This window comes from Mesorhizobium sp. L-2-11 (assembly GCF_016756595.1).
In the GTDB taxonomy this organism is placed as follows: domain Bacteria; phylum Pseudomonadota; class Alphaproteobacteria; order Rhizobiales; family Rhizobiaceae; genus Mesorhizobium.
Genome location: NZ_AP023257.1, coordinates 5,809,742 through 5,830,000 on the forward strand (window position 1 = coordinate 5,809,742; position 20,259 = coordinate 5,830,000).

At 64.7% G+C, this 20,259-nt stretch carries 19 protein-coding genes and 1 pseudogene; 12 read left to right on the top strand and 8 right to left on the bottom strand.

The window, feature by feature from the left end; translation table 11 throughout:
* Positions 1 to 244: 244 nt before the first annotated feature.
* Positions 245 to 1,165 (top strand): bifunctional 5,10-methylenetetrahydrofolate dehydrogenase/5,10-methenyltetrahydrofolate cyclohydrolase, encoded by a 921-nt coding sequence (locus JG739_RS27705; protein WP_202364298.1) that lies wholly within the window; start codon positions 245 to 247, stop codon positions 1,163 to 1,165.
* Positions 1,166 to 1,177: 12 nt separating this feature from the next.
* Here the strand turns inward: JG739_RS27705 and glcF are convergent, their stop codons facing one another.
* From glcF to JG739_RS27725, 4 genes are all read right to left on the bottom strand, one after another.
* Positions 1,178 to 2,509, bottom strand: a complete 1,332-nt coding sequence (gene glcF / locus JG739_RS27710; protein ID WP_202364299.1) for a glycolate oxidase subunit GlcF — start codon at positions 2,507 to 2,509, stop codon at positions 1,178 to 1,180.
* A gap of 10 nt (positions 2,510 to 2,519) precedes the next feature.
* Positions 2,520 to 3,725, bottom strand: a complete 1,206-nt coding sequence (locus JG739_RS27715; protein WP_202364300.1) for an FAD-binding protein — start codon at positions 3,723 to 3,725, stop codon at positions 2,520 to 2,522.
* A 224-nt stretch (positions 3,726 to 3,949) separates the two neighbouring features.
* Positions 3,950 to 5,446: an FAD-linked oxidase C-terminal domain-containing protein gene (locus JG739_RS27720; RefSeq protein WP_202364301.1), complete on the bottom strand. Its 1,497-nt coding sequence runs from the start codon at positions 5,444 to 5,446 to the stop codon at positions 3,950 to 3,952.
* Positions 5,447 to 5,607: 161 nt separating this feature from the next.
* Positions 5,608 to 6,930 (bottom strand): DUF3422 family protein, encoded by a 1,323-nt coding sequence (locus tag JG739_RS27725; protein ID WP_202364302.1) that lies wholly within the window; start codon positions 6,928 to 6,930, stop codon positions 5,608 to 5,610.
* A 197-nt stretch (positions 6,931 to 7,127) separates the two neighbouring features.
* Between JG739_RS27725 and JG739_RS27730 the strand changes: the two genes are divergently transcribed.
* The 3 genes from JG739_RS27730 to JG739_RS27740 are packed head-to-tail and all read left to right on the top strand — an operon-like array spanning position 7,128 to position 9,929.
* Entirely contained in the window at positions 7,128 to 7,931 is an 804-nt protein-coding gene (locus tag JG739_RS27730) for a FadR/GntR family transcriptional regulator (RefSeq protein ID WP_202364303.1), read from the top strand.
* A gap of 49 nt (positions 7,932 to 7,980) precedes the next feature.
* Positions 7,981 to 9,117: an alpha-hydroxy acid oxidase gene (locus JG739_RS27735; protein ID WP_202364304.1), complete on the top strand. Its 1,137-nt coding sequence runs from the start codon at positions 7,981 to 7,983 to the stop codon at positions 9,115 to 9,117.
* Between the two features lie 35 nt (positions 9,118 to 9,152).
* Positions 9,153 to 9,929 (top strand): metallophosphoesterase, encoded by a 777-nt coding sequence (locus tag JG739_RS27740; protein ID WP_202367672.1) that lies wholly within the window; start codon positions 9,153 to 9,155, stop codon positions 9,927 to 9,929.
* Here JG739_RS27740 and JG739_RS27745 read toward each other — a convergent pair.
* Together JG739_RS27745 and JG739_RS27750 are read right to left on the bottom strand one after the other, a co-directional pair.
* Positions 9,926 to 10,066: a hypothetical protein gene (locus tag JG739_RS27745; RefSeq protein WP_167378775.1), complete on the bottom strand. Its 141-nt coding sequence runs from the start codon at positions 10,064 to 10,066 to the stop codon at positions 9,926 to 9,928. The genes JG739_RS27740 and JG739_RS27745 overlap by 4 nt on opposite strands.
* A 274-nt stretch (positions 10,067 to 10,340) precedes the next feature.
* On the bottom strand, positions 10,341 to 11,039 hold the full coding sequence (locus JG739_RS27750; protein WP_202367673.1) for a type 1 glutamine amidotransferase: 699 nt from the start codon (positions 11,037 to 11,039) through the stop codon (positions 10,341 to 10,343).
* An 87-nt stretch (positions 11,040 to 11,126) separates the two neighbouring features.
* Between JG739_RS27750 and JG739_RS27755 the strand changes: the two genes are divergently transcribed.
* From JG739_RS27755 to JG739_RS27775, 5 genes are all read left to right on the top strand, one after another.
* Positions 11,127 to 11,789, top strand: a complete 663-nt coding sequence (locus JG739_RS27755; protein WP_202364305.1) for a hypothetical protein — start codon at positions 11,127 to 11,129, stop codon at positions 11,787 to 11,789.
* A 31-nt stretch (positions 11,790 to 11,820) separates the two neighbouring features.
* Positions 11,821 to 12,555 (top strand): 16S rRNA (uracil(1498)-N(3))-methyltransferase, encoded by a 735-nt coding sequence (locus JG739_RS27760; RefSeq protein WP_202364306.1) that lies wholly within the window; start codon positions 11,821 to 11,823, stop codon positions 12,553 to 12,555.
* A gap of 259 nt (positions 12,556 to 12,814) precedes the next feature.
* Positions 12,815 to 14,188: a glutamate--cysteine ligase gene (locus JG739_RS27765; protein ID WP_091595268.1), complete on the top strand. Its 1,374-nt coding sequence runs from the start codon at positions 12,815 to 12,817 to the stop codon at positions 14,186 to 14,188.
* 119 nt (positions 14,189 to 14,307) lie between these two features.
* Positions 14,308 to 15,189 carry a DUF937 domain-containing protein gene (locus JG739_RS27770; protein WP_202364307.1) on the top strand — a complete coding sequence of 294 codons (882 nt, stop codon included), beginning with the start codon at positions 14,308 to 14,310 and terminating at the stop codon, positions 15,187 to 15,189.
* 26 nt (positions 15,190 to 15,215) lie between these two features.
* Positions 15,216 to 15,440 carry a type II toxin-antitoxin system HicB family antitoxin gene (locus tag JG739_RS27775; protein ID WP_202364308.1) on the top strand — a complete coding sequence of 75 codons (225 nt, stop codon included), beginning with the start codon at positions 15,216 to 15,218 and terminating at the stop codon, positions 15,438 to 15,440.
* A gap of 131 nt (positions 15,441 to 15,571) precedes the next feature.
* Here JG739_RS27775 and JG739_RS27780 read toward each other — a convergent pair whose 3' ends face one another.
* The gene (locus JG739_RS27780) at positions 15,572 to 15,862 is read right to left on the bottom strand and encodes a DUF1127 domain-containing protein (RefSeq protein WP_202364309.1); all 291 of its coding nucleotides are present in this window, start codon (positions 15,860 to 15,862) and stop codon (positions 15,572 to 15,574) included.
* Between the two features lie 232 nt (positions 15,863 to 16,094).
* Here JG739_RS27780 and JG739_RS27785 point away from each other — a divergent pair, with 232 nt between their 5' ends.
* The 3 genes and pseudogenes from JG739_RS27785 (at position 16,095) to JG739_RS27795 (ending at position 19,851) form a co-directional block, all read left to right on the top strand.
* Positions 16,095 to 17,051 (top strand): LysR substrate-binding domain-containing protein, encoded by a 957-nt coding sequence (locus JG739_RS27785; RefSeq protein ID WP_202364310.1) that lies wholly within the window; start codon positions 16,095 to 16,097, stop codon positions 17,049 to 17,051.
* Between the two features lie 73 nt (positions 17,052 to 17,124).
* Positions 17,125 to 18,690 (top strand): exodeoxyribonuclease VII large subunit, encoded by a 1,566-nt coding sequence (gene xseA, locus JG739_RS27790; protein ID WP_202364311.1) that lies wholly within the window; start codon positions 17,125 to 17,127, stop codon positions 18,688 to 18,690.
* A gap of 26 nt (positions 18,691 to 18,716) precedes the next feature.
* Positions 18,717 to 19,851, top strand: a pseudogene (locus tag JG739_RS27795) (DmpA family aminopeptidase).
* Positions 19,852 to 19,907: 56 nt separating this feature from the next.
* Here JG739_RS27795 and JG739_RS27800 read toward each other — a convergent pair.
* Entirely contained in the window at positions 19,908 to 20,162 is a 255-nt protein-coding gene (locus tag JG739_RS27800) for a DUF768 domain-containing protein (RefSeq protein WP_202364312.1), read from the bottom strand.
* Between the last annotated feature and the right edge of the window lie 97 nt (positions 20,163 to 20,259).

Consider the following 20,259-nt stretch of genomic DNA (forward strand, 5'->3'; position numbering starts at 1 on the left):
TTGCGGAGTCTGTCCAGAAGACTCTGGATCATCGGAATTCGGGGGACGGGCCGTGTGGGGATACGGTCAGTCACGAAAGGGCAGCGCGGCAATCCGCGCTGCCCTTTCTGTTTCCGGGACGCCATAGGATAGTTTGGCAGGGTGGTACGTCGCGCCCGCGGCATGGCGGTTCGCATTCTCGCTGCCATTCTCCTCGGTATTTTGCTATGTCGGCTGCAACGCTTCCAGACAAAGGCCTAGCTCAATGTCCCTGTCCGATGACAGCCGCTATCTCCGGGGCGGTCCGGTCGCCCAACGCATCATCGCCTCGGTGCGCGAGGACGCGGCGATCGCCACCGCCGAAGGTTTTGCGCCCAAACTGATATCGATCACCGTCGGCGACACGGCGGCAGTCGATGTCTATGTGCGCAACCAGCGCGCCAAGGCGGCATTGGCCGGTATCGACTTCGAGGAAAGGCGGTTTGCCGCCGATATTACCGCCGGCGAACTCGAAGCGGCGATCCATGGCCTGAATGCCGATCCGCGCGTCACCGGCATCATCATCCAGCGGCCGGTGCCGGTGCATATCCCGATCAAGACGCTTCAGGCGGCGGTGCATCCGCTCAAGGACGTCGAGGGCATGCATCCAGCCTCGATCGGCAACATCGTCTACAACCAGCTCGACCTCGCGCCGTGCACGGCCGCCGCTTCGGTCGAACTGCTCAAGGAGACCGGTCTCGATCTCAAGGGGCTCGAGGTCGTCATTGTCGGTCACTCCGAGATCGTCGGCAAGCCGATCGCCTTCCTGCTGATGAGCGAGGGCGCGACAGTGACGGTCTGCCATCACATGACGCGTTCGGTGGCAGCACACGCGCGGCGCGCCGATGCGCTGTTCGTCGCCGTCGGCAGGCCGCGGCTGATCAAGGCCGACATGGTCAAGCCGGGTGCAGCCGTCATCGACATCGGGATCAATGCCGAGGTCGGACCGGACGGGCAGAGCCGCATCGTCGGCGACGTCGACGCCGAGAGCGTCAAGGAAGTGGCGTCCTGGATCACGCCGGTGCCGGGCGGCGTCGGCCCGATCACCGTGGCGATCCTTTTGCGCAACACGATGGTGGCGCTCAGCCGACAGCGCGCGCTTTACCAGGCGACCTACGGGGCTGCGGACAAGTTGGCGGCGGAATAAGCCGGCAGCGTCTCACTCCGCTGCAACGGCTGCCCTGCTGTCCGGAACGCCCTCCGGCTGCGGCCCGCCATAAGCCCAGTCGAGCAGCTTTACCGTATGCACCACCGGCAGCTTCGCCGCCGAGGCGATCTGGGTGATGCAGCCGATATTGCCGGTGGCGACGATTGCAGCACCGGTCGCCTCGATGTTCCTGACCTTGCGGTCACGCAGCTGAGCCGAAATCTCCGATTGCAAAATGTTGTAGGTGCCGGCCGAGCCGCAGCACAGATGCCCCTCGCGCGGCTCGCGCACAACGAAACCGGCCCTTGCCAGAAGCTCCTTCGGCTGGCGGGTGATTTTCTGGCCGTGCTGCATCGAGCAGGCGGAGTGATAGGCGACGATGGTGCCGGGCTGGCGCACCGGCTCGGGCAGCTCGAGTTCCACCAGATATTCGGTGACGTCCTTGGCCAGCGCCGACACCCGCGCCGCCTTGTCGGCATAGGCGGGATCGAGGCGCAGCATGAAACCATAGTCCTTGATGGTGGTGCCGCAGCCGGACGCGGTGATGACGATGGCGTCCAGCCCGCCTTGCTCGATGGCGCGCGTCCAGGCGTCGACGTTGCGCCTGGCCGAGGCAAGGGCTGCCGCCTCGCGGCCCATGTGATGGACCAGCGCGCCGCAGCAGCCCTCGCCCTCGGGAACCACGACCTCGACGCCCAACCGCGTCAGCAGCGCGATCGTCGTGTCGTTGATGGCGGGATCGAGCACGGACTGCGCGCAGCCGGTGAGGATGGCGACGCGGCCATTTTTTCTCGTGCCCTGCCCGGCATGGATGCCCGGCGAAGCCATTGGCGAGGGCGCCGGAACCGACGCCGGGGCGAGCTTGAGCATCGCACCCAGCGGCTTCAGCGCCGGGAGCTTTTCCAGCAGACCGGCGAATGGCTGACCGAGCCTCGCCAGCTTGAGCGCAGCGCGAAACCGCGAGGGATAAGGCAGGACCAAGGCCAGCATGGCGCGCGTTAGCCGATCGGGCAGCGGCCGCTTGTAAGTTTCCTCGATATGGGCGCGGGCATGGTCGACCAGATGCATGTAGTTGACGCCTGACGGGCAGGTTGTCATGCAGGCGAGGCAGGACAGGCAACGGTCGATATGGGTGACGATCTGCTTGTCGGCCGGACGGCCGTTCTCCAGCATGTCCTTGATCAGGTAGATCCGCCCGCGCGGCGAATCCAGCTCATTGCCAAGCGTCACATAGGTCGGACAGGTGGCCGTGCAGAAGCCGCAATGCACGCATTTGCGCAGGATCTTTTCCGATTCCGCGACATGCGGATCGGCAAGCTGGGCAGCTGAGAAATTGGTCTGCATCTCGTACCTCCTAAGCCATGCGGCCGGGGTTGAGGATCGCCTTCGGATCGAATTCGGCTTTGAGCCGTGCCGACAACGCTGCCATTTTCGGCGCCTGTGGCTCGAACACCGGCACAGCGGCGCGATGCGAAGGGGCGGCGCGTACCAGCGTCGCATGGCCGCCGCCATACTGCCCCACCAGTGCGCGCAGAAGATCGGCTTCGGGATCGCCATGCTCCATGCGCAGCCAGATCAGTCCGCCCTGCCAGTCATAGAAGGCATCGACGGCCGCCTGCATGCGCAGCGCCAGCACCATCTGGTGGCCCTGCGCCGGCGCCATCGACACGCGCCACACCGGCTTTTCCAGGCCGTCGGCAAACGGCGCGCAATCGCGGATGTCGCGCCAGAGGGAATGCGAGACCTCGCTCGAAATTTCCTCGAGCGGCCCGGCATTTCCGAGCAGGTCTTTCAGCGCCGCAATGCGGTAGGCGACCGACGGCCCAAACCCCTCGACGCGCAGCAATGTAGCGGCGGTGCTGCCGAGACTGCCGCCGGCGACCCGTGCGGCAACGCGTTCGGGAAGATGGGCAGCACTCGACACTTCGGCGCTCGAGCCGAGCGCCAGCGCCATAGCGGCCGCGGCATGATCGTCGAGCAGGCCGCGCAAAGCCAGCGTGACTTCGGTCTCGGCAGCGGGCAGCACCTTGAAAGTGACGTCGGTAACGACGGCAAGCGTGCCCCAGCTGTTGGCCATGAGCTTGGAGAGGTCGTAGCCGGTGACGTTCTTGACCACGCGGCCGCCCGACTTGAACGGCTCGCCACGCCCGGAAACCGCTGCCACGCCAAGAATATGATCGCGCGCCGCCCCGGCCTTCAGCCGGCGCGGGCCGCAAAGATTCGCGGCCAGTACGCCGCCGATCGTGCCTTTTCCCTTTTCGCCGCCGAGCAGCGGGCCATAGTCCAATGGCTCGAAGGCGAGCTGCTGGCCGTTTTCGGCGAGTAATTTTTCGATCTCGGCCAGCGGCGTGCCCGATTTCGCCGACAGCACCAGTTCGGCCGGCTCGTAGAGCGTCACGCCTGACAGTTTCGACAGGTCGAGTGTGTGCTCGGTCTGCTGCGGACGGCCGATGCCGCGCTTCGAGCCATGGCCAAGAATTTCGAGCGGCGATTGTTCCGCCGCGGCCCATTGGACGGTGGCGAGAGTTTCGGCTGCGGTGGCGGGGGTCAAGGTGGTCATGACGAGGACGCGCCAGTCGCCAATGCAGACATGCCGCGTTCCTTCGCGTCCCCCTCTGTCCTGCCGGACATCTCCCCCTCTAGGGGGGAGATCGGATGCCGCGTAGTGCTTCGCCAATCTCCAGCGTTGGAGGAAGGGCGGAGCGCCGAAGCTGCCAATCTCCCCCCTTGAGGGGGAGATGTCCGGCAGGACAGAGGGGGGTGTTCAAGCGCCAACATACGCACTCAAAACCTCGGAATGTCCGGAAACGCCGTCTGGCCGCGATGCACGTGCATGCGTCCGAGCTCGGCGCAGCGGCGCAGCTGCGGAAACACCTTGCCTGGATTGAGCAGATGGTTGGGGTCGAAAGCGCATTTGACCCGCATCTGCTGGTCGAGATCCATCTGGTTGAACATTTCCGGCATCAGGTCGCGCTTCTCCACCCCCACCCCGTGCTCGCCGGTCAGCACGCCGCCGACCTTGACGCAGAGCCGCAAAATGTCGGCGCCGAAACTTTCCGCCTTGTCGAGCTCGCCCGGCACGTTGGCGTCATAGAGGATCAGCGGATGCAGATTGCCGTCGCCGGCATGGAAGACATTGGCGACGCCGAGCCCGTATTTTTCGGAGAGTTCACGCATGCCGTGCAAGACGCGCGGCAGTTCCTTGCGCGGTATGGTGCCGTCCATGCAGTAATAGTCCGGCGAGACGCGGCCGACCGCCGGAAAGGCCGCCTTGCGGCCGGCCCAGAAACTAAGCCGCTCCTGCTCCGATTGCGAGATGCGGCATGTGGTCGAGCCGTTCCTATAGGCGATGGCTTCGACCAGGCCGATCAAATGATCGACCTCGACGCCCGGCCCGTCCAGCTCGACGATCAGCAGCGCCTCGACATCCAGGGGATAGCCGGCATGGACGAAATCCTCGGCCGCATGGATCGCCGGGCGGTCCATCATCTCCATGCCGCCCGGGATGATGCCGGCGCCGATGATGTCGGCGACGCATTGGCCGCCCTGCTCGCTGGTCGGGAAGCCGATCAGCAGCGCGCGCGCCGTCTCCGGCTTCTTCAGGATGCGCACGGTGACCTCGGTGACGACGCCAAGCAGCCCTTCGGAACCGGTCATCACCCCGAGCAGGTCGTAGCCTTCGGCGTCGAGATGCTTGCCACCGAGCCGCACCACCTCGCCGTTCATCAGCACCATCTCGATGCCGAGCACATTGTTGGCGGTGAGGCCGTATTTGAGGCAATGCACGCCACCGGAATTCTCCGCGACGTTGCCGCCGATCGAGCAGGCGATCTGGGAGGATGGATCGGGAGCGTAATAAAAGCCCTCCTGCTCGACGGCGGTGGTGATGCCGAGATTGGTGACGCCCGGCTGGGCGACGACGATGCGGTTGGGAAAATCGATCTCGAGGATGCGGTTGAACCTGCTCATGACCAAAAGCACGGCGTCTTCCAGCGGAAGCGCGCCGCCGGACAGCGAGGTGCCGGAACCGCGCGGCACGACGCGGATGTTGCGGTCGTTGCAATATTTCAGCACGCGCGAAACCTGCGCCACCGTTTCGGGAAGCACCACGACCAGCGGCAATTGCCGATAGGCGGTGAGGCCGTCGCTCTCGAAGGCGCGCATCGAATTGGCCGCGTCGACGACGCCCTCGCCGGGCACGATGATGCGCATATCGGCGACGATCTCGTCGCGCCGGCGCATCGTGGCGTCGTCTGGCTTCGGCATCAGCAGGCCGGACATCAACAGTCTCCTTCGATCGACTGGTAAAAATCTTTTACCAGCGGCAGGCGCTTGTTGCAAATCCTGCTTTGGCCGCGAAACGAGGTTGGCGCTCCATGCGAGACGACCCCCCTCTGTCGCCTTCGGCGCCATCTTCCCCTCAAGGGGGGAGATTGCCTGGCCTACTCGCCTGCCGGCTTGGCGGGTTCGGAGTGCAGGCGGCGCACTCGGCGCACGCCCCACCAGACCAGCAGGATGGCGAGCGGCACCGAGGCGGCGGTGACGACCTCGGGCGCGACGGCACGGCCGAAGATCGAGGCGCCCTTGGCGACGTATCCGATGAGGCCGACGACGTAGTAGGAGACGGCCGCGACCGAGAGCCCTTCCACCGTCTGCTGCAGCCGCAATTGCAGGCGGGCGCGGTTGTTCATCGACGCCAGCAGATCGCGGTTCTGCTTCTCGACCTCGACGTCGACCCAGGTGCGCAGCAGCGTGGTGGCGCGGGTGAGCTTGGTCGACAAATTGGCCTGACGCTCCTCGACCGAACGGCAGGTGCGCATGGCGGGGGCGACGCGGCGCTGCAGAAAGCCGCCCCAGGTGTCGTAGCCGGGCACTGCCTCTTCCTCCAGCGCCTCCAGCCGTTCGCGGACGATGCCGTCATAGGCTCGGCTGGCGCCGAAGCGATAGAGGCTGGAGGCTGCATCGGCCTCCAGTTCGGCGGCAAGCTCGGTCAGGTCGGCAAGCAGCGTCTGGTTGTCGCGGGTTTCGGCGACCTTCATTTCCAGCGTGGTCTGCGCCAGCCGGTCTTCGATGCGGCGGGCGCGACCGGACAGCATCAGCGCCAGCGGCAGGCCAAGCATGGCCAGCGTGCGGTAGGTTTCGATATCGATCAGCCGCTGCGCCAGCGCGCCGGTGCGTGCCGGCGTCAGGCCGCGATCGAGCACCAGCATGCGGGTCATGCCGTCACCATCCTGGCGGAAATCGGTGACGATGGCGGCGTTGCCGCGCTCGACCAGCGAATAGCACAGGCTGGTCGGGTCGAAGCCGGCGATCAGCCTTTCGCTCGCCTGGGTCCATTTACGGATTTCGAGCCTGATGCCGGAAATAACCGTTCCCGGCGGCGAAAAGCCGTTGCCGAAAGGCGAACCTTCCTGGCGCGGGCCGCTCTCGGAGAGCGGTCCTTCCCACAGATAGGTGGAGAATTCCGTATGCCGTTCCCAGCGCAGCGAGCCCTTGCCCCACTTCATCGCGTGGTGGCGGGCATGAGGGTCAGGCGCAGCGATGCCGAGGCGCCGCGACAATTCGGAAAGCACCGCCTGGTCGACGCCGGACCCGGCTTCGGTCATGAACGAAAGCTGCACCAGCACACGCGGTATCTCGACCAGCGGATGCGGACGGGCGTGAACCTCGCCAAGCGCGCCAGGCCGTCCCTCATGCGCGGGAAAGCCCATGACGCTGCCTTTGACTCGCGGCTGAGATTTTGGATTGGATGGGTCATCTGCCACGGCTGGTCCCCCGGGCCTAGTGCAATCCGTGTCCCTCTAGAGCCAATTGCCGGGGCACGCAAACGACAAATTAGCCGAAAGCGATATGCCGGGGCGACGTCGGACCCGGCAAAGCGGGCGAACTGGATAAATAATTTGACCAGTTGCCGACACTGGCTCTATCCTGCGCGACACCGGTTCAATCCCAGGCATCCCCGTTGAGCGACATTTTCTCCAGGATCGAGCATTCCCGCACCGCCGACGAGGTGGTGCAGCAGATCGAGAGCCTGATCCTCGAAGGCGTTCTGCGCACTGGCGACAGGCTGCCGGGCGAGCGCGAGCTGGCGCGCCGGTTCGAGGTGTCGCGGCCGATCCTGCGCGACGCGCTGAAGACGCTGGAGGGGCGCGGGCTTTTGACGACCCGGCCCGGCGGCGGCACCCATGTCGCCGACGTCATCGGCCAGCTGTTCACCAAGCCAGTGACGGACCTGATCTCGATGCACCGCAAGGCGGCAACCGACTATCTGGAGTACCGCCGCGAGATCGAGGCGGTGGCGGCCGAGTATGCGGCGCGTCGCGCCACATCAGATGACTTGGCGCTGCTCGACCGCATCATGGCGCGCATGGACGAGGCGCACCGGACCGGAAATTTCGACGACGAGGCGGAAATCGACGTCGAGTTCCACCACGCGATCTGCGAATGTGCGCACAACATCATCCTCCTGCACACGCTGCGCTCGTGCTATCGGCTGCTGTCGGACGGCGTGTTCCAGAACCGGCTCCTGGTGTTCAACGTGCCGGGCGCGCGCGAGGCGCTGCTTTCGCAGCACCGGGCGATCTACGCGGCGGTGAAGGCCGGCGATCCGGCGGCCGCACGGCAGGCGGCGATGGACCATATCACCCATGTCGAACGCACCATGGCCGAGGCCGAGCGCAGCGGCGACTGGCAACGTGTGTCGCGGCTGAGGCTGATGCAGCGCTCCGAGGCCGGCGACGGCGAGCCGGCAAGGAAACGCTCGTGAGAGCCGGCTAAGAATTGCGACGAATTAGCGAACCATCAGCGGGAAGCCCATGAGCATGATTCTCACCATCGCCGATCTCAAGGACCTGGCGCGCCGCCGCGTGCCGAAGATGTTCTTCGACTATGCCGATTCCGGCGGATGGACCGAAAGCACCTACCGGGCCAATGAGGAGGATTTCCAAAAGATCAAGTTCCGCCAGCGCGTGCTGGTCGACATGAGCAACCGCTCGCTGGAATCGACCATGATCGGCGAGAAGGTGGCGATGCCGGTGGCGCTGGCGCCGACCGGCATGACCGGCATGCAGCACCCCGACGGCGAGATGCTGGCGGCGCAGGCGGCGGAGGAATTCGGCGTGCCGTTCACGCTGTCGACGATGAGCATCTGCTCGATCGAGGATGTCGCATCGGTGACCAGGAAGCCGTTCTGGTTCCAGCTCTATGTGCTGCGCGACAAGGATTTCGTCCTCAGTCTCATCGACAGGGCGAAGGCGGCGAAGTGCTCGGCGCTGGTGCTGACGCTCGACCTGCAGATCCTCGGCCAGCGCCACAAGGACATCCGCAACGGGCTGTCGGCGCCGCCGCGCTTCACGCCGAAGCATGTCTGGCAGGTGGCGACCAGGCCTGGCTGGTGCCTTGGCATGGCCGGCACCAAGCGCCGGACTTTTCGCAACATCGTCGGCCACGCCAAGGGCGTCGGCGACCTCACCTCGCTGTCGTCGTGGACGACGGAGCAATTCGATCCGCATCTGTCGTGGAAGGACGTCGCCTGGATCAAGGAGCGCTGGGGCGGCAAGCTGATCCTGAAGGGCATCCTCGACAAGGAGGACGCGCTGATGGCGGCCAAGACCGGCGCCGACGCGATCATCGTCTCCAATCACGGCGGACGCCAGCTCGACGGCGCGCCGTCGTCGATCTCGGTGCTGGAAGAGATCGCCGATGCGGTCGGCGACACGATCGAGGTGCATATGGATGGCGGCATCCGCTCGGGCCAGGACGTGCTGAAGGCGCTGTGCCTCGGCGCCAAGGGCACCTATATCGGCCGGCCTTTCCTCTACGGCCTCGGCGCGCTTGGCAAGGAAGGCGTCACCAAAGCCTTGGAAATCATCCGCAAGGAGATGGACATAACGCTGGCACTGTGCGGAAAGCGTCTGGTGACCGACATGGGCAAGGATCAGCTTCGGCGTTAGACTCCCGTGACGGCATGATCACGGAGATGGAAGCATTGACTGCCCCCGGCATCCACTTTCTCGACGCGCGCGGACCGGAAGGCATGCGCATCTATGCGGTCGGCGACGTGCATGGCCGGCTCGACCTGCTCGCTGCCATGTACCGCCGGATCGCGGCCGAGATCAGCCAGGCGCGGCCGGCCGACTGGCGTGTCATCCATCTCGGCGACTATGTCGATCGCGGCCCGGACTCCAAGAGCGTCCTCGATTTCCTTATCGAAGTGCGAAAACGCGACCCGCGCCACCTGATGCTCGCCGGCAACCACGACATCGGCTTCCTCGACTTCCTCGAAACCCCCGATGCAGACGGGCTTTTCATGCGCTATGGCGGCATCCAGACCGCGCAATCCTATGGCGTAGCGCTCAATGAAGGCGGCGGCGCATGGTTTGGCAGGTCAGAGGCGGCACTGCGGCAAGGCCATGCAGAACTTGTCGAGGCGGTGCCGAAAAGCCATGTCGAGTTCCTGCAGTCGCTGCCGTTTTCACTGACCTTCGGCGACTTCTTCTTCTGCCATGCCGGCATCCGGCCAGGCATTGCGCTGGAAAGCCAGAGCACGCAGGACCTGATCTGGATCCGCGATGTCTTCCACAATCATTCCGGCCTGCATCCAAAAATCGTGGTGCATGGCCACACGCCGGTGCCGGAGGCCCAGGTGATGGTCAACCGCGTCAATATCGACACGCTCGCCTACCAGACGGGAAACCTCAGCGCGCTCGTCGTCGAGGGTGCCGACAAGCGTATCCTGGTGGTGTCAGGCGAGAGGGGCGCTTAGCGAAGCGCGGCGGTGACGCCGTAGCCGTCGACGGCGTTGTGGTTGTTGGCTGCGTCGCCGGCATAGGTGCCGAGGCCGCACAAGACGATGGCCGACAACATGACAAAGGACAGAAGCGCTGCTTTCACGGACGTCATCTCTTGTTGAGCTTCCTGCATCTGTGCACGGGGCGGGTTACGAATGGGTTGAAACGGGAAATGCGTCGCAAGGTTTCGACGATTTCACTGCTTTTAGGCATGTTCTGTATCGGCGATGTGTCGCGCGAGTGACCCAAAAGGTTCATCGCGTTGCACGGACGATGCAGAGCGGCTGCCTTCTAGGGTGGCGGGCGGCCACAAGCCAACGACGAAACATGCCGTCCACAGCGGATTTTTGCCGGCGTGCCAAATATGCAACGTCGGTACTGATTGATCAGATCGTCGCCACCCAGGCGCGGGCGATGGCCAGCCCGGCGGCATCGGCATCCGCTCCGTGGCGGGCCATTTCGTCGTCGAGCCGATCGCTCCAGTCCGGATGCCGTTCGGCAATGAGCGATGCGAAGGATGCGCTCCAGTCGCGGACCATCGGCTGGTCCGCCTCGAAATGGAACTGAAAGCCATAGACGGCGCGGCCGATGCGAAACGCCTGGTTCTCGGCGACCTTGTTGCCGGCGAGCCGCACGGCGTTTTCGGGCAAGACAAAGGTGTCGTCGTGCCACTCGAAGATCGGAAAGTTTTCGGGCAGCGCGGCGAGCACCGGATCAGCCGTCGCCGCCGGCGTGAGCGAGACCTTGTGCCAGCCGAATTCCGAGGCGGTGCCGATCCGGTTCTCGCCGCCGAAGGCGCGCGCGACCAGCTGGCTGCCAAGGCAAATACCAAGCACGGCGCGATCCTTGCCGGCGAAATCGCGCGTCAGGTCGAGAAGTTCAGGAAAATACGGGCAAATCTCGTCGTCCAGCGCATTCTGGGCGCCGCCGAGCACGACCATGGCGTCGTGCGCAGCGCTGTCGCGCGGCAGCGTCTCGCCACAATAGGGCCGGCGCAGGTCGATATCGGCGCCCGCCTCGACAAGGGCTGCGCCGATCTGGCCAAGGCCCTCGCTGTCGAAATTCTGGACCACCAGCACCCGCATTGAAAAACCTGCTGACATGAAAACGATGCGACGAGCGATATCATGCCGCCGTCATTCCGGCCAAGATACGTATCCGGGGAGAAAGCTATGCCACTGCAGAATCGGGTCGACCCGTTCGGCGTCATCCACGCCGTGCCGGAGCGCGGCCTGTTCATGGGCAATCGCGGCATCATCCATGACCCCGAAACGAAGACGCTGCTGAAAAAGCGCTGGGCGCTGCAGGCCTGGATCATCTGCGTCTGCGAATTCGGCGATGTGCGGCGCGAGCCGATGGGCCGCAACAGGCAAAGCGACGACCAGTCGGGTGGCAAGGCCGGCTGGACCGAATTGTTTTTCCTGGACGAGGTGACCGCGCTCTCGGCCGGGCATCGGCCCTGCTTCTTCTGCCGGCGCGAGCGGGCCAAGGATTTCGTCCGGCGCTTTGGCATCGCCTTCGGCATTGCCGAGCCGCGCGCACCGCAGGTCGACAAGCGGCTGCATAGGGAGCGGCTGGCGTCGGGTGGGCAGGCACGGGCCGTATCCGCGGAAGAGCTTGCCGGGTTGCCGGACGGCGCCATGGTCTCGTCAGGAAACAGGGCGTACGCCCTGTTTGACGGCGCCGCACTGCCCTGGAGTTTCGCCGGTTATGGCGATCCCGTGGGGTTTGGCGGTTTTGCCAACCGTCCAATCCGCCTGCTCACGCCGGCAACCACCGTTTCCGTGCTGAGGCAAGGCTACGAACCGGTCTGGCATCCCTCGGCCGAGACTTGACGCCAAGGCTAGGCTCGCCCATTCCTCGGCGATGCGCGCCAATTACAAGATGCAGCGGCTGTTCGTGCCCGACGACCTCGGACCGAATGTCGAATTTGAGGCGAGCCCGCAGCAGGGCCATTACCTCTTGCATGTGCTGCGGCTCGGCGAAGGCGCCGAAATCCTGTTGTTCAACGGCCGCGACGGCGAATGGTCGGCGGCAATCGCCGCCAGGTCAAAAAAGGCGGTGCGGCTCAAGGTGCTGGCCTTGCAGCGGCCGCAGCCGCCGCTGCCCGATCTCGTCTACTGCTTTGCGCCGCTAAAGCAGGGTCGGCTCGATTATCTGGTGCAGAAGGCGGTCGAAATGGGCGCTGGCGTCCTGCAGCCGGTCATCACCCGGCACACGCAGGTGGCAAAGCCCGGCATCGAACGGCTGCGCGCCAATGTCGTCGAGGCCGCCGAACAATGCGGCATCCTGGCGGTGCCGGAGCTGCGCGAAGCGGAAAAATTCGAGCGCCTGCTGGCCGGCTGGGACAAGGAGCGGCGGTTGATCTTCTGCGACGAGGATGCCTCCACCAACAATCCGCTGCCGGCGCTGCAGGCGGTGCGGGAGAAGAGGCTCGGGCTGCTGGTCGGGCCCGAGGGCGGGTTTTCCGACGAGGAACGAAGGATGCTGCGGGCGCTGCCTTTCGTAACCGCGATTCCGCTCGGTCCGCGCATCCTGCGCGCCGATACGGCTGCGGTGGCGGCACTGGCCGTGATACAGGCGACAATCGGGGATTGGTGAAGTTTCTTCCCTTCTCCCCTTGTTGCGGAAGAAGGGGAGAGGGAAGATGCAGCGTCAATCAATTCCAGTTACCCTGTGGCTCAGGATTTTTCGCTTGATCGCCTACTGACATTTCGTCCATTTAGCGCCGGCGGTCGTCCGACCACCTACAGCGCCGCGCGTCCTTTCGGACGCGCAAAGGACGCTGTAGCACTTGATTGGGCACATGATCCCCAGCGAAATCGAGGCGATTTCGGGGTCATGTGCTAGAGGACTTGTAATGGCGCGCGACACAACCGATTTCCGGCCGATCGAAGGCGTCGACGAGCTTGTCGAGCACCTGGCTGAAGGCAACAAGCCGCGTGACAAATGGCGCATCGGCACCGAACACGAGAAATTCCCGTTCTATGTCGACGGCAATGCGCCGGTGCCCTATGGCGGCGAGCACGGCATCCGCGCCATTCTCGAGGGCATGCAGGAAAAACTCGGCTGGGATCCGATCATGGATGCCGGCCGTATCATCGGCCTGGTCGAGCCGACCGGCCGGGGCGCGATTTCGCTGGAACCTGGCGGCCAGTTCGAACTGTCCGGCGCGCCGCTGGAGACGATCCATCAGACCTGCCGCGAGGGCAATGCGCATCTGGCGCAGGTGCGCGAGATCGCCGAGCCGATGGGCATCCGCTTCCTCGGCCTCGGCGGCAGCCCGAAATGGTCGCTGGCCGAGACGCCGAAAATGCCGAAATCGCGCTACGAGATCATGACGCGCTACATGCCCAAGGTCGGCAGCAAGGGCCTCGACATGATGTACCGCACCTGCACCATCCAGGTGAATCTCGACTTCGAAAGCGAGGCCGACATGCGCCGCAAGATGCAGGTGTCGCTGAAGCTGCAGCCGCTGTCGACGGCGCTGTTCGCCAACTCGCCGTTCACCGAGGGCCGGCCCAACGGATTTCAGAGCTGGCGCGGCGACATCTGGCGCGACACCGACAACCAGCGCTCGGGCCTGCTCGACTTCTGCTTCTCGCCCGATTTCGGCTTCGCCGACTATGTCGAATGGGCGCTCGACGTGCCGATGTACTTCGTCATCCGCGACGGCCACTACCACGACATGACGCACGTCACCTTCCGCCAGTTCATGGCAGGTGCGGCCCGCAACGAGATTTCTGACGGGCTGCCGACGATGGGCGATTGGGCGAACCATTTGTCAACGCTGTTTCCCGACGTGCGATTGAAGCGTTTCCTTGAAATGCGCGGCGCCGATGGCGGACCGTGGCGGCGCATCTGCGCGCTGCCGGCCTTCTGGGTCGGGCTGCTCTATGACGCGGCGGCGCTCGACGCGGCCGAGGCGCTGACCTCGAGCTGGAGCTATGAAGAGGTTCTGGCGATGCGCAACGCCGTGCCGGAACAGGGCATTTCGGCGCCGTTCCGCAACACGACACTGCGCGAGATCGCCCGCGACGTGCTCGTCATCTCGCGCATGGGGCTGAAGAACCGCGGCCGCAAGAACCGCGACGGCTACGACGAAACGTCGTTCCTCAGCACGCTGGACGAAGTCGTCGCGCGCGGCACCACCAGCGCCGAGGAGCTGCTCTCCGCCTATCATACGCGCTGGGGCGGCTCGATCGAACCGGTGTTCATGGAGTATGCGTATTAGCCGTTTGCTATCGGCTTGGCCGACAGCTCAGGAAAGAAGCGCTTTCCGAAAATCGATTCCGATTTTCGGGCCGATGCGATAGGCTCGCTCCTACGAGGATTTCCCGGAGGAGAAAACCAATGCCTTCCTTGTTCGACATTCTGGCGCAGGCGCAGAACGGCAACGGCATGCAGGCCCTGGCCCAACAGTTCGGGCTTTCGCAGCAGCAAGCGCAATCGGCGGTCGAGGCGCTGCTGCCGGCCTTTTCACAGGGGCTGAAGCGCAGCACCTCCGACCCGTACGGGCTCGGCGCGTTCATGACGGCAATGGCCAGTGGCCAGCACGCCAAATATTTCGAGGACGCTAGCCGGGCCTTTTCGCCGCAGGGCGTCGATGAAGGCAACGGCATTCTTGGCCATCTGTTCGGCTCAAAAGACCTATCCCGCGCCGTTGCCAGCCAGGCAGCGCAGGTGAGCGGCGTCAGCCAGCAGATCTTGCAGCAGATGTTGCCGGTCGTGGCTTCGATGATGATGGGCGGCCTGTTCAAGCAGACCACAAATCAGATGCAGGCAGCAGGCGGATTCGGTGGCGGCAGCAATCCGCTCGGCGAGATCATCGAGCAGATGATGCGGCAGGCCGGCGCGCAGGCGCCGCAACAGCGCCCGGCACCACAGCCCGGCCCGATGGACAATCCGTTCGGCAAGATGCTGCAGGATATGTTTGGCGGCGCGCAGCAGCCGCAGGGTCAGCCGCAGCAGGCGCCCAATCCCTACGGCGACAATCCGCTCGGCAAGGTGCTGCAGGACATGTTCGGCGGTGGTGCGCAGCAGTCGCAGCCGAGTCAGGCGCCACAGCAGCGGGAAACGCCGCAGCCGCAGACCAATCCGAGCGGCAGGCCACGCAATCCGTTCGACGATTTGTTCGGCAAGATGTTCGAGGCGGGCGCGAAGCAGCGCGACGATTACCAGAAGGGCATGGAATCGATCTTCGATCAATTCAAGCGAGGCATGGACCGGCGGTAAACAAATGCGCCGCGAGGCAAAGAGGCATGACGGGCAGACTTGAATATCCGGTCGTCATCGCACCGCTCGCTACAGAAGACGGAGGCGGATTTTCGGCCTTGGTACCTGATCTGCCGGGCTGTATGAGCGATGGGGACACTCCTGAAGAGGCCGTCGCGAACGTCCAGGACGCCATAGCATCCTGGATAGAAGCCGCGCACGAACTTGGCAGACCTATACCGAGGCCGTCGCGAAAGCTGGCCTTCGCCTGACTTCATAGAAAAATGCCCGATCCTTGGGAGGACCGGGCAGTGTGCAGGCGGGCCGGCGGGGAAACCGGCAGGGAGTGGGTGCCTGCGAAATCCTGTAGCGCCCCGCGCGCCAGGGCGCGCCACCAGCGCGATCAGGTCACCTTGCGGGCAATATCCTCGATCGTGTCTGCGCGATCGGCCGCGATGGCGCGAAGCCTCTCGGTTGGATCGCGGCCAAACGGCACGTCGATGGCGACGTGGAGATCGGCGCGCGTCAAGCCGATGTCGGCAAGTTCGGCATCCGACATCTCGCCAAGGCGATAGAAGGCGCGGCGGTTTTTCCAGGCGCGATAGACGTCGGAGATGGTATTGACCACGCGCGTCGCAATAGCCGGACGCGACGTGATGCGCGAAGTCTCGGTGGCGAAATCAAACGTAGCCATGTCAGTCTCCTTCATTTCGAACGGACAGGGACGGGCAATCGGCGCTGGAAACAGCGGCCGTTCCGGTCCCGATTCACATAGAAGATGCATGTCGTTGTCCTAAAACCGGTGACCACTTTTAGGCGACATGCATTGCCTTCATGTGGACAGTCGTAAATTTGCCATCGTTCGATTGATTAATCCAACGAATGTTTCTAATCTTTAGCATCAACACTAATGATGGATTAGACCGATGAAAGCGCCACTCGATCTCGATCAGTTGCAGACCTTCGTCTCAATCGTCGACACCGGCAGCTTCACCCGCGCGGCGGAAGCGGTGCATCGGACCCAGTCGGCGGTGTCCATGCAGATGCGCCGGCTGGAGGAACGGATCGGCAAGCCGCTGTTCGAAAAAGACGGCCGCACCAACAGGCTGACCGAGGAGGGCGACAGGCTGCTCTCCTATGCAAGACGGTTGCTGTTTCTCAATCGGGAAACGCTGGCCGCCTTCGACGACCGGCGGCTCGAAGGCACGATCCGCATCGGCACGCCGGACGACTATGCCGACCGTTTTCTGCCCGAGATCATGGCGCGCTTCGCCCGTTCCAATCCACGTGTCGAACTGACCGTGATCTGCGAGCCGACGCCGGGGCTGGTCGAGCATATCAAGCGCGGCAATCTCGATCTGGCGCTGGTGACGCACAGTGACGCGCACGGCCAGTCGGAAGTGGTGCGGCGCGAACCGCTACTGTGGGTGACTTCGGCCAACCACGCGACGCATGAACAGGAAGTTCTGCCGATGGCCTTCGGCCGGCCGAACTGCATCTGGCGGCGGGCCGCCGTCGACGTGCTCGACCGGCAGAACCGCGACTACCGCATCCTGTTTACCAGCTTCTCGGCAACCGTCATCACCGCCGCTGTGCTTTCCGGCCTGGCGATCTCGGTGCTGCCGGAATGCGCGCTGCGCCCCGGCATGCGGGTGCTGGGCGATGCCGACGGGTTCGGTACCCTGCCCGATTGCCGCATCGGCATCATGCGAGGCCAGACGTCGCGTCCGGAGATCGTCGAGGCGCTGGCCCGTCACATTTCGGAAAGCCTCGACAATATCTCCGTGCCGCTCGGCGAAGAGACGGGAAGCTTCGACTTCCCGGCATTTGCCTTCTCCAAGACGAAGCGGACCAAGCCGAACCAGATCTCGCCGGGCTGGTGAAAAACCCCCGCAATTGGCCGGCACCGGACACACCCGTCTTGACGCGGAAGGACAACCGCCCCCCAATCGGCCAATGAGCAACGCAGTATCCGAATCACGCACCAACGCCACCGAATACACGGTCAGCGAGATTTCCGGCGCGCTGAAGCGCACGGTCGAGGACGTCTTCGGCAATGTGCGGGTGCGGGGAGAAATATCAGGCTACCGCGGGCCGCACTCCTCCGGCCATGCCTATTTCTGCCTCAAGGACGACCGCGCACGGCTCGACGCCGTGGTCTGGAAGACCACGATGGGCCGGCTGAAGTTCCGCCCCGAAGAAGGCATGGAGGTGATCGCCACCGGCCGGCTCACCACCTATCCAGGAAAGTCCACCTACCAGATCGTCATCGACAATCTGGAGCCGGCCGGCGCCGGGGCGCTGATGGCACTGCTGGAAGAGCGCAAGCGCCGGCTGCAGGCCGAAGGCCTGTTCGATGCCGGCCGCAAGCGCTTGCTGCCGTTCATGCCGCGCGTCATCGGCGTCGTCACCTCGCCGACAGGCTCTGTCATCCGCGACATCATCCACCGGATCAAGGACCGGTTTCCGCTGCATGTGCTGGTCTGGCCGGTGCGGGTGCAAGGCGAAACGGCCGGCGCGGAAGTGACCGCCGCCGTCAACGGCTTCAACGCACTGGCGCATGATGGCGTGATCCCGCAGCCCGACCTGCTGATCGTAGCGCGCGGCGGCGGCAGCCTCGAGGATCTTTGGGGGTTCAATGACGAGGCGCTGGCCCGCGCCGTCGCCGCCTCACGCATTCCGGTGATCTCCGCCGTCGGCCATGAAACGGACTGGACGCTGATCGACCTGGCGGCGGATGTGCGGGCGCCGACACCGACGGGCGCCGCCGAAATCGCCGTGCCCGTGCGCGCCGACCTCGAAGTGACGCTTGCCGGCCTTGCTGCGCGGCTCAAGGCCGCGGTGTCGCGCAATTTCGAGCGCAAGCGCCAGGCAGCGCGTGCCGCCGCCCGGGCGCTGCCCTCTCCCGACCAATTGCTGGCGCTGCCGCGCCGGCGCTTCGACGAGGCGACGAGCCGGCTTGGCCGGGCGCTGTCCGTCAGCGTCCAACGCAAGCGAGCCAGGCTGCAGGCGCAGCGGCTGACGCCGGCCACCCTGTCGCGACGCATGAACGAGGCCCGCACGCTGGCCGGCCGCGACCTTGGCCGCGCGCAAGCGGCGTTCTTCGCCATCGTGCGCGAGCGGCGAATGCGGTTTTCGCGCACCGCGGCGCGGCTGTCGCCGGCGCCGCTCGCAAGGCGGCAGAAATTGCAGGCAGATATTTTGGCGGCGCTGTCGCGGCGACAGGACCGGGTGATTTCGGTGCGGCTCGAGCGCTTGCGCGGGAAACTGACCCAGGCCGACCGGCTGCTGGCGACGCTGTCGCACAAGGCGGTGCTGGCGCGCGGCTTCGCCCTGGTGAAAGACGCCGACGGGGCGGTGATCAAGCAAGCGGCGGAAGTGGTGCCGGGGCTGGCACTTTCGCTGGAGTTCGCCGACGGGACCGCCGATGCGATTGCGACCAGCGGCGCGGCACGGCCGAAAACTGTTGCAAAGCCGGCTACCAAAGCCAAGGAGCCCGGCAGCCAAGGCTCACTGTTCTGAGTGCCGATGATTTCTTCTGAACGCCTATGACTGGCAATCCACATCACCCGACGACGCCTTCCGGCAAGCCCCGCGCGCGAGCCTTCGGCATTGGCTTTGACGGCACGCCCGGACCGTTCAACGCCATCACCGATGTGGCTGGCGTTGCGGTCGGTTATTCGACGCTGATTTCGGGCGAAGGTGCGCTGGTGGTCGGCAAGGGCCCGGTGCGCACCGGCGTGACCGCCATCCTGCCCCGACCGCGCGCCGAGCTGGCCACGCCGGTCTTTGCCGGCATTTTTCAGCCAGAACGGCAATGGCGAATTGACCGGCTCGCACATCATCGAGGAAACCGGCGCCTTCAATTTTCCGATCACCATCACCAACACGCATTCCTGCGGCGTTTCACGCGACGCAACGCTGCGCTGGATGCAGCGCGTGCTGCCGGCCGCGCTCGACAGCGGCTGGGGCCTGCCGGTGGCGGCGGAAACCTATGACGGCTTCCTGAACGACATCAATGGCCACCATCTCAGGTTTGAGCATGTCGCCGCGGCCCTCGATGGCGCGACCAGCGGATCGATCGAGGAAGGCAGCGTCGGCGGCGGCACCGGCATGATCGCCTTCGGTTTCAAGGCAGGCTCCGGCACGGCATCGCGCCTCGTCGAATGGCACGGCCGGCACTACACGGTCGGCGCCTTCGTGCAGGCGAATTTCGGCAAGCGGAGCAATTTTACCATTCGCGGCCTGCGCGCCGGGCCCGATCTCATCGAACCGGCGATCCGCGAAAGCACGCCGCGTGCCGAAAAGGGTTCGATCATCGGGATCGTCGCCACCGATGCGCCGCTGCTGCCGCATCAGATGAAGCGCCTGGCTCACCGGGCGCCGCTCGGCGTCGCCATGACCGGCGGCTTCGGCTATCACAGTTCGGGCGATATTTTCCTGGCCTTTTCGACCGCCAACCGCGAGGCGGCACTGGCGCCGTCAGGCCGCATCGCCAGCGCTGATTTTATCCCAGATACCGACATCGACCCGTTCTTCGACGCCGTGATCGGGAGTGTGGAGGAAGCGATCCTCAATGCGCTGATCGCCAATGACGACATGACCGGGCGCGACGGCAATTTCGTGCCGGCGCTGCCGAAGGCATGGCTTAAGAGCAAATTCGAGGCGAAGCAGGGAAAGTAGAACTGTGTGGGCGTGTCACACAGGTCTTTGAGCCGGCCTTTCGCAGGGTCGGCATGTCACTGGGCAGGCTTGTCCGAATTCTTTTCGTCCTGGTCTGCCTCAGCCGCCTCTTCCAGCCTCGACGCGATAAGTTCCTGAATGTCGCCGACCTCTTCCTGGATATCCTCCAGCGGTATGCCGGCCTCAGCCGCCTTCGCCGTGCATTCCTTGGCGAGGGTCTCGGCCTGCTCCTCGATCCTGTCCAGCGAGGACTGGCAGTGGACCTTCTCGCCGATCCACTCCTGCAAGAACTCGATCGCGTGTTCGCTCATGCTGCTGTTCCCTGGCTGGTGATCATAAACGCCGGCATCCCCGAAAAGATGCACGCTCCTATTCCAACCGAGTCGTCGTCACCCGGCAAGCCGATCT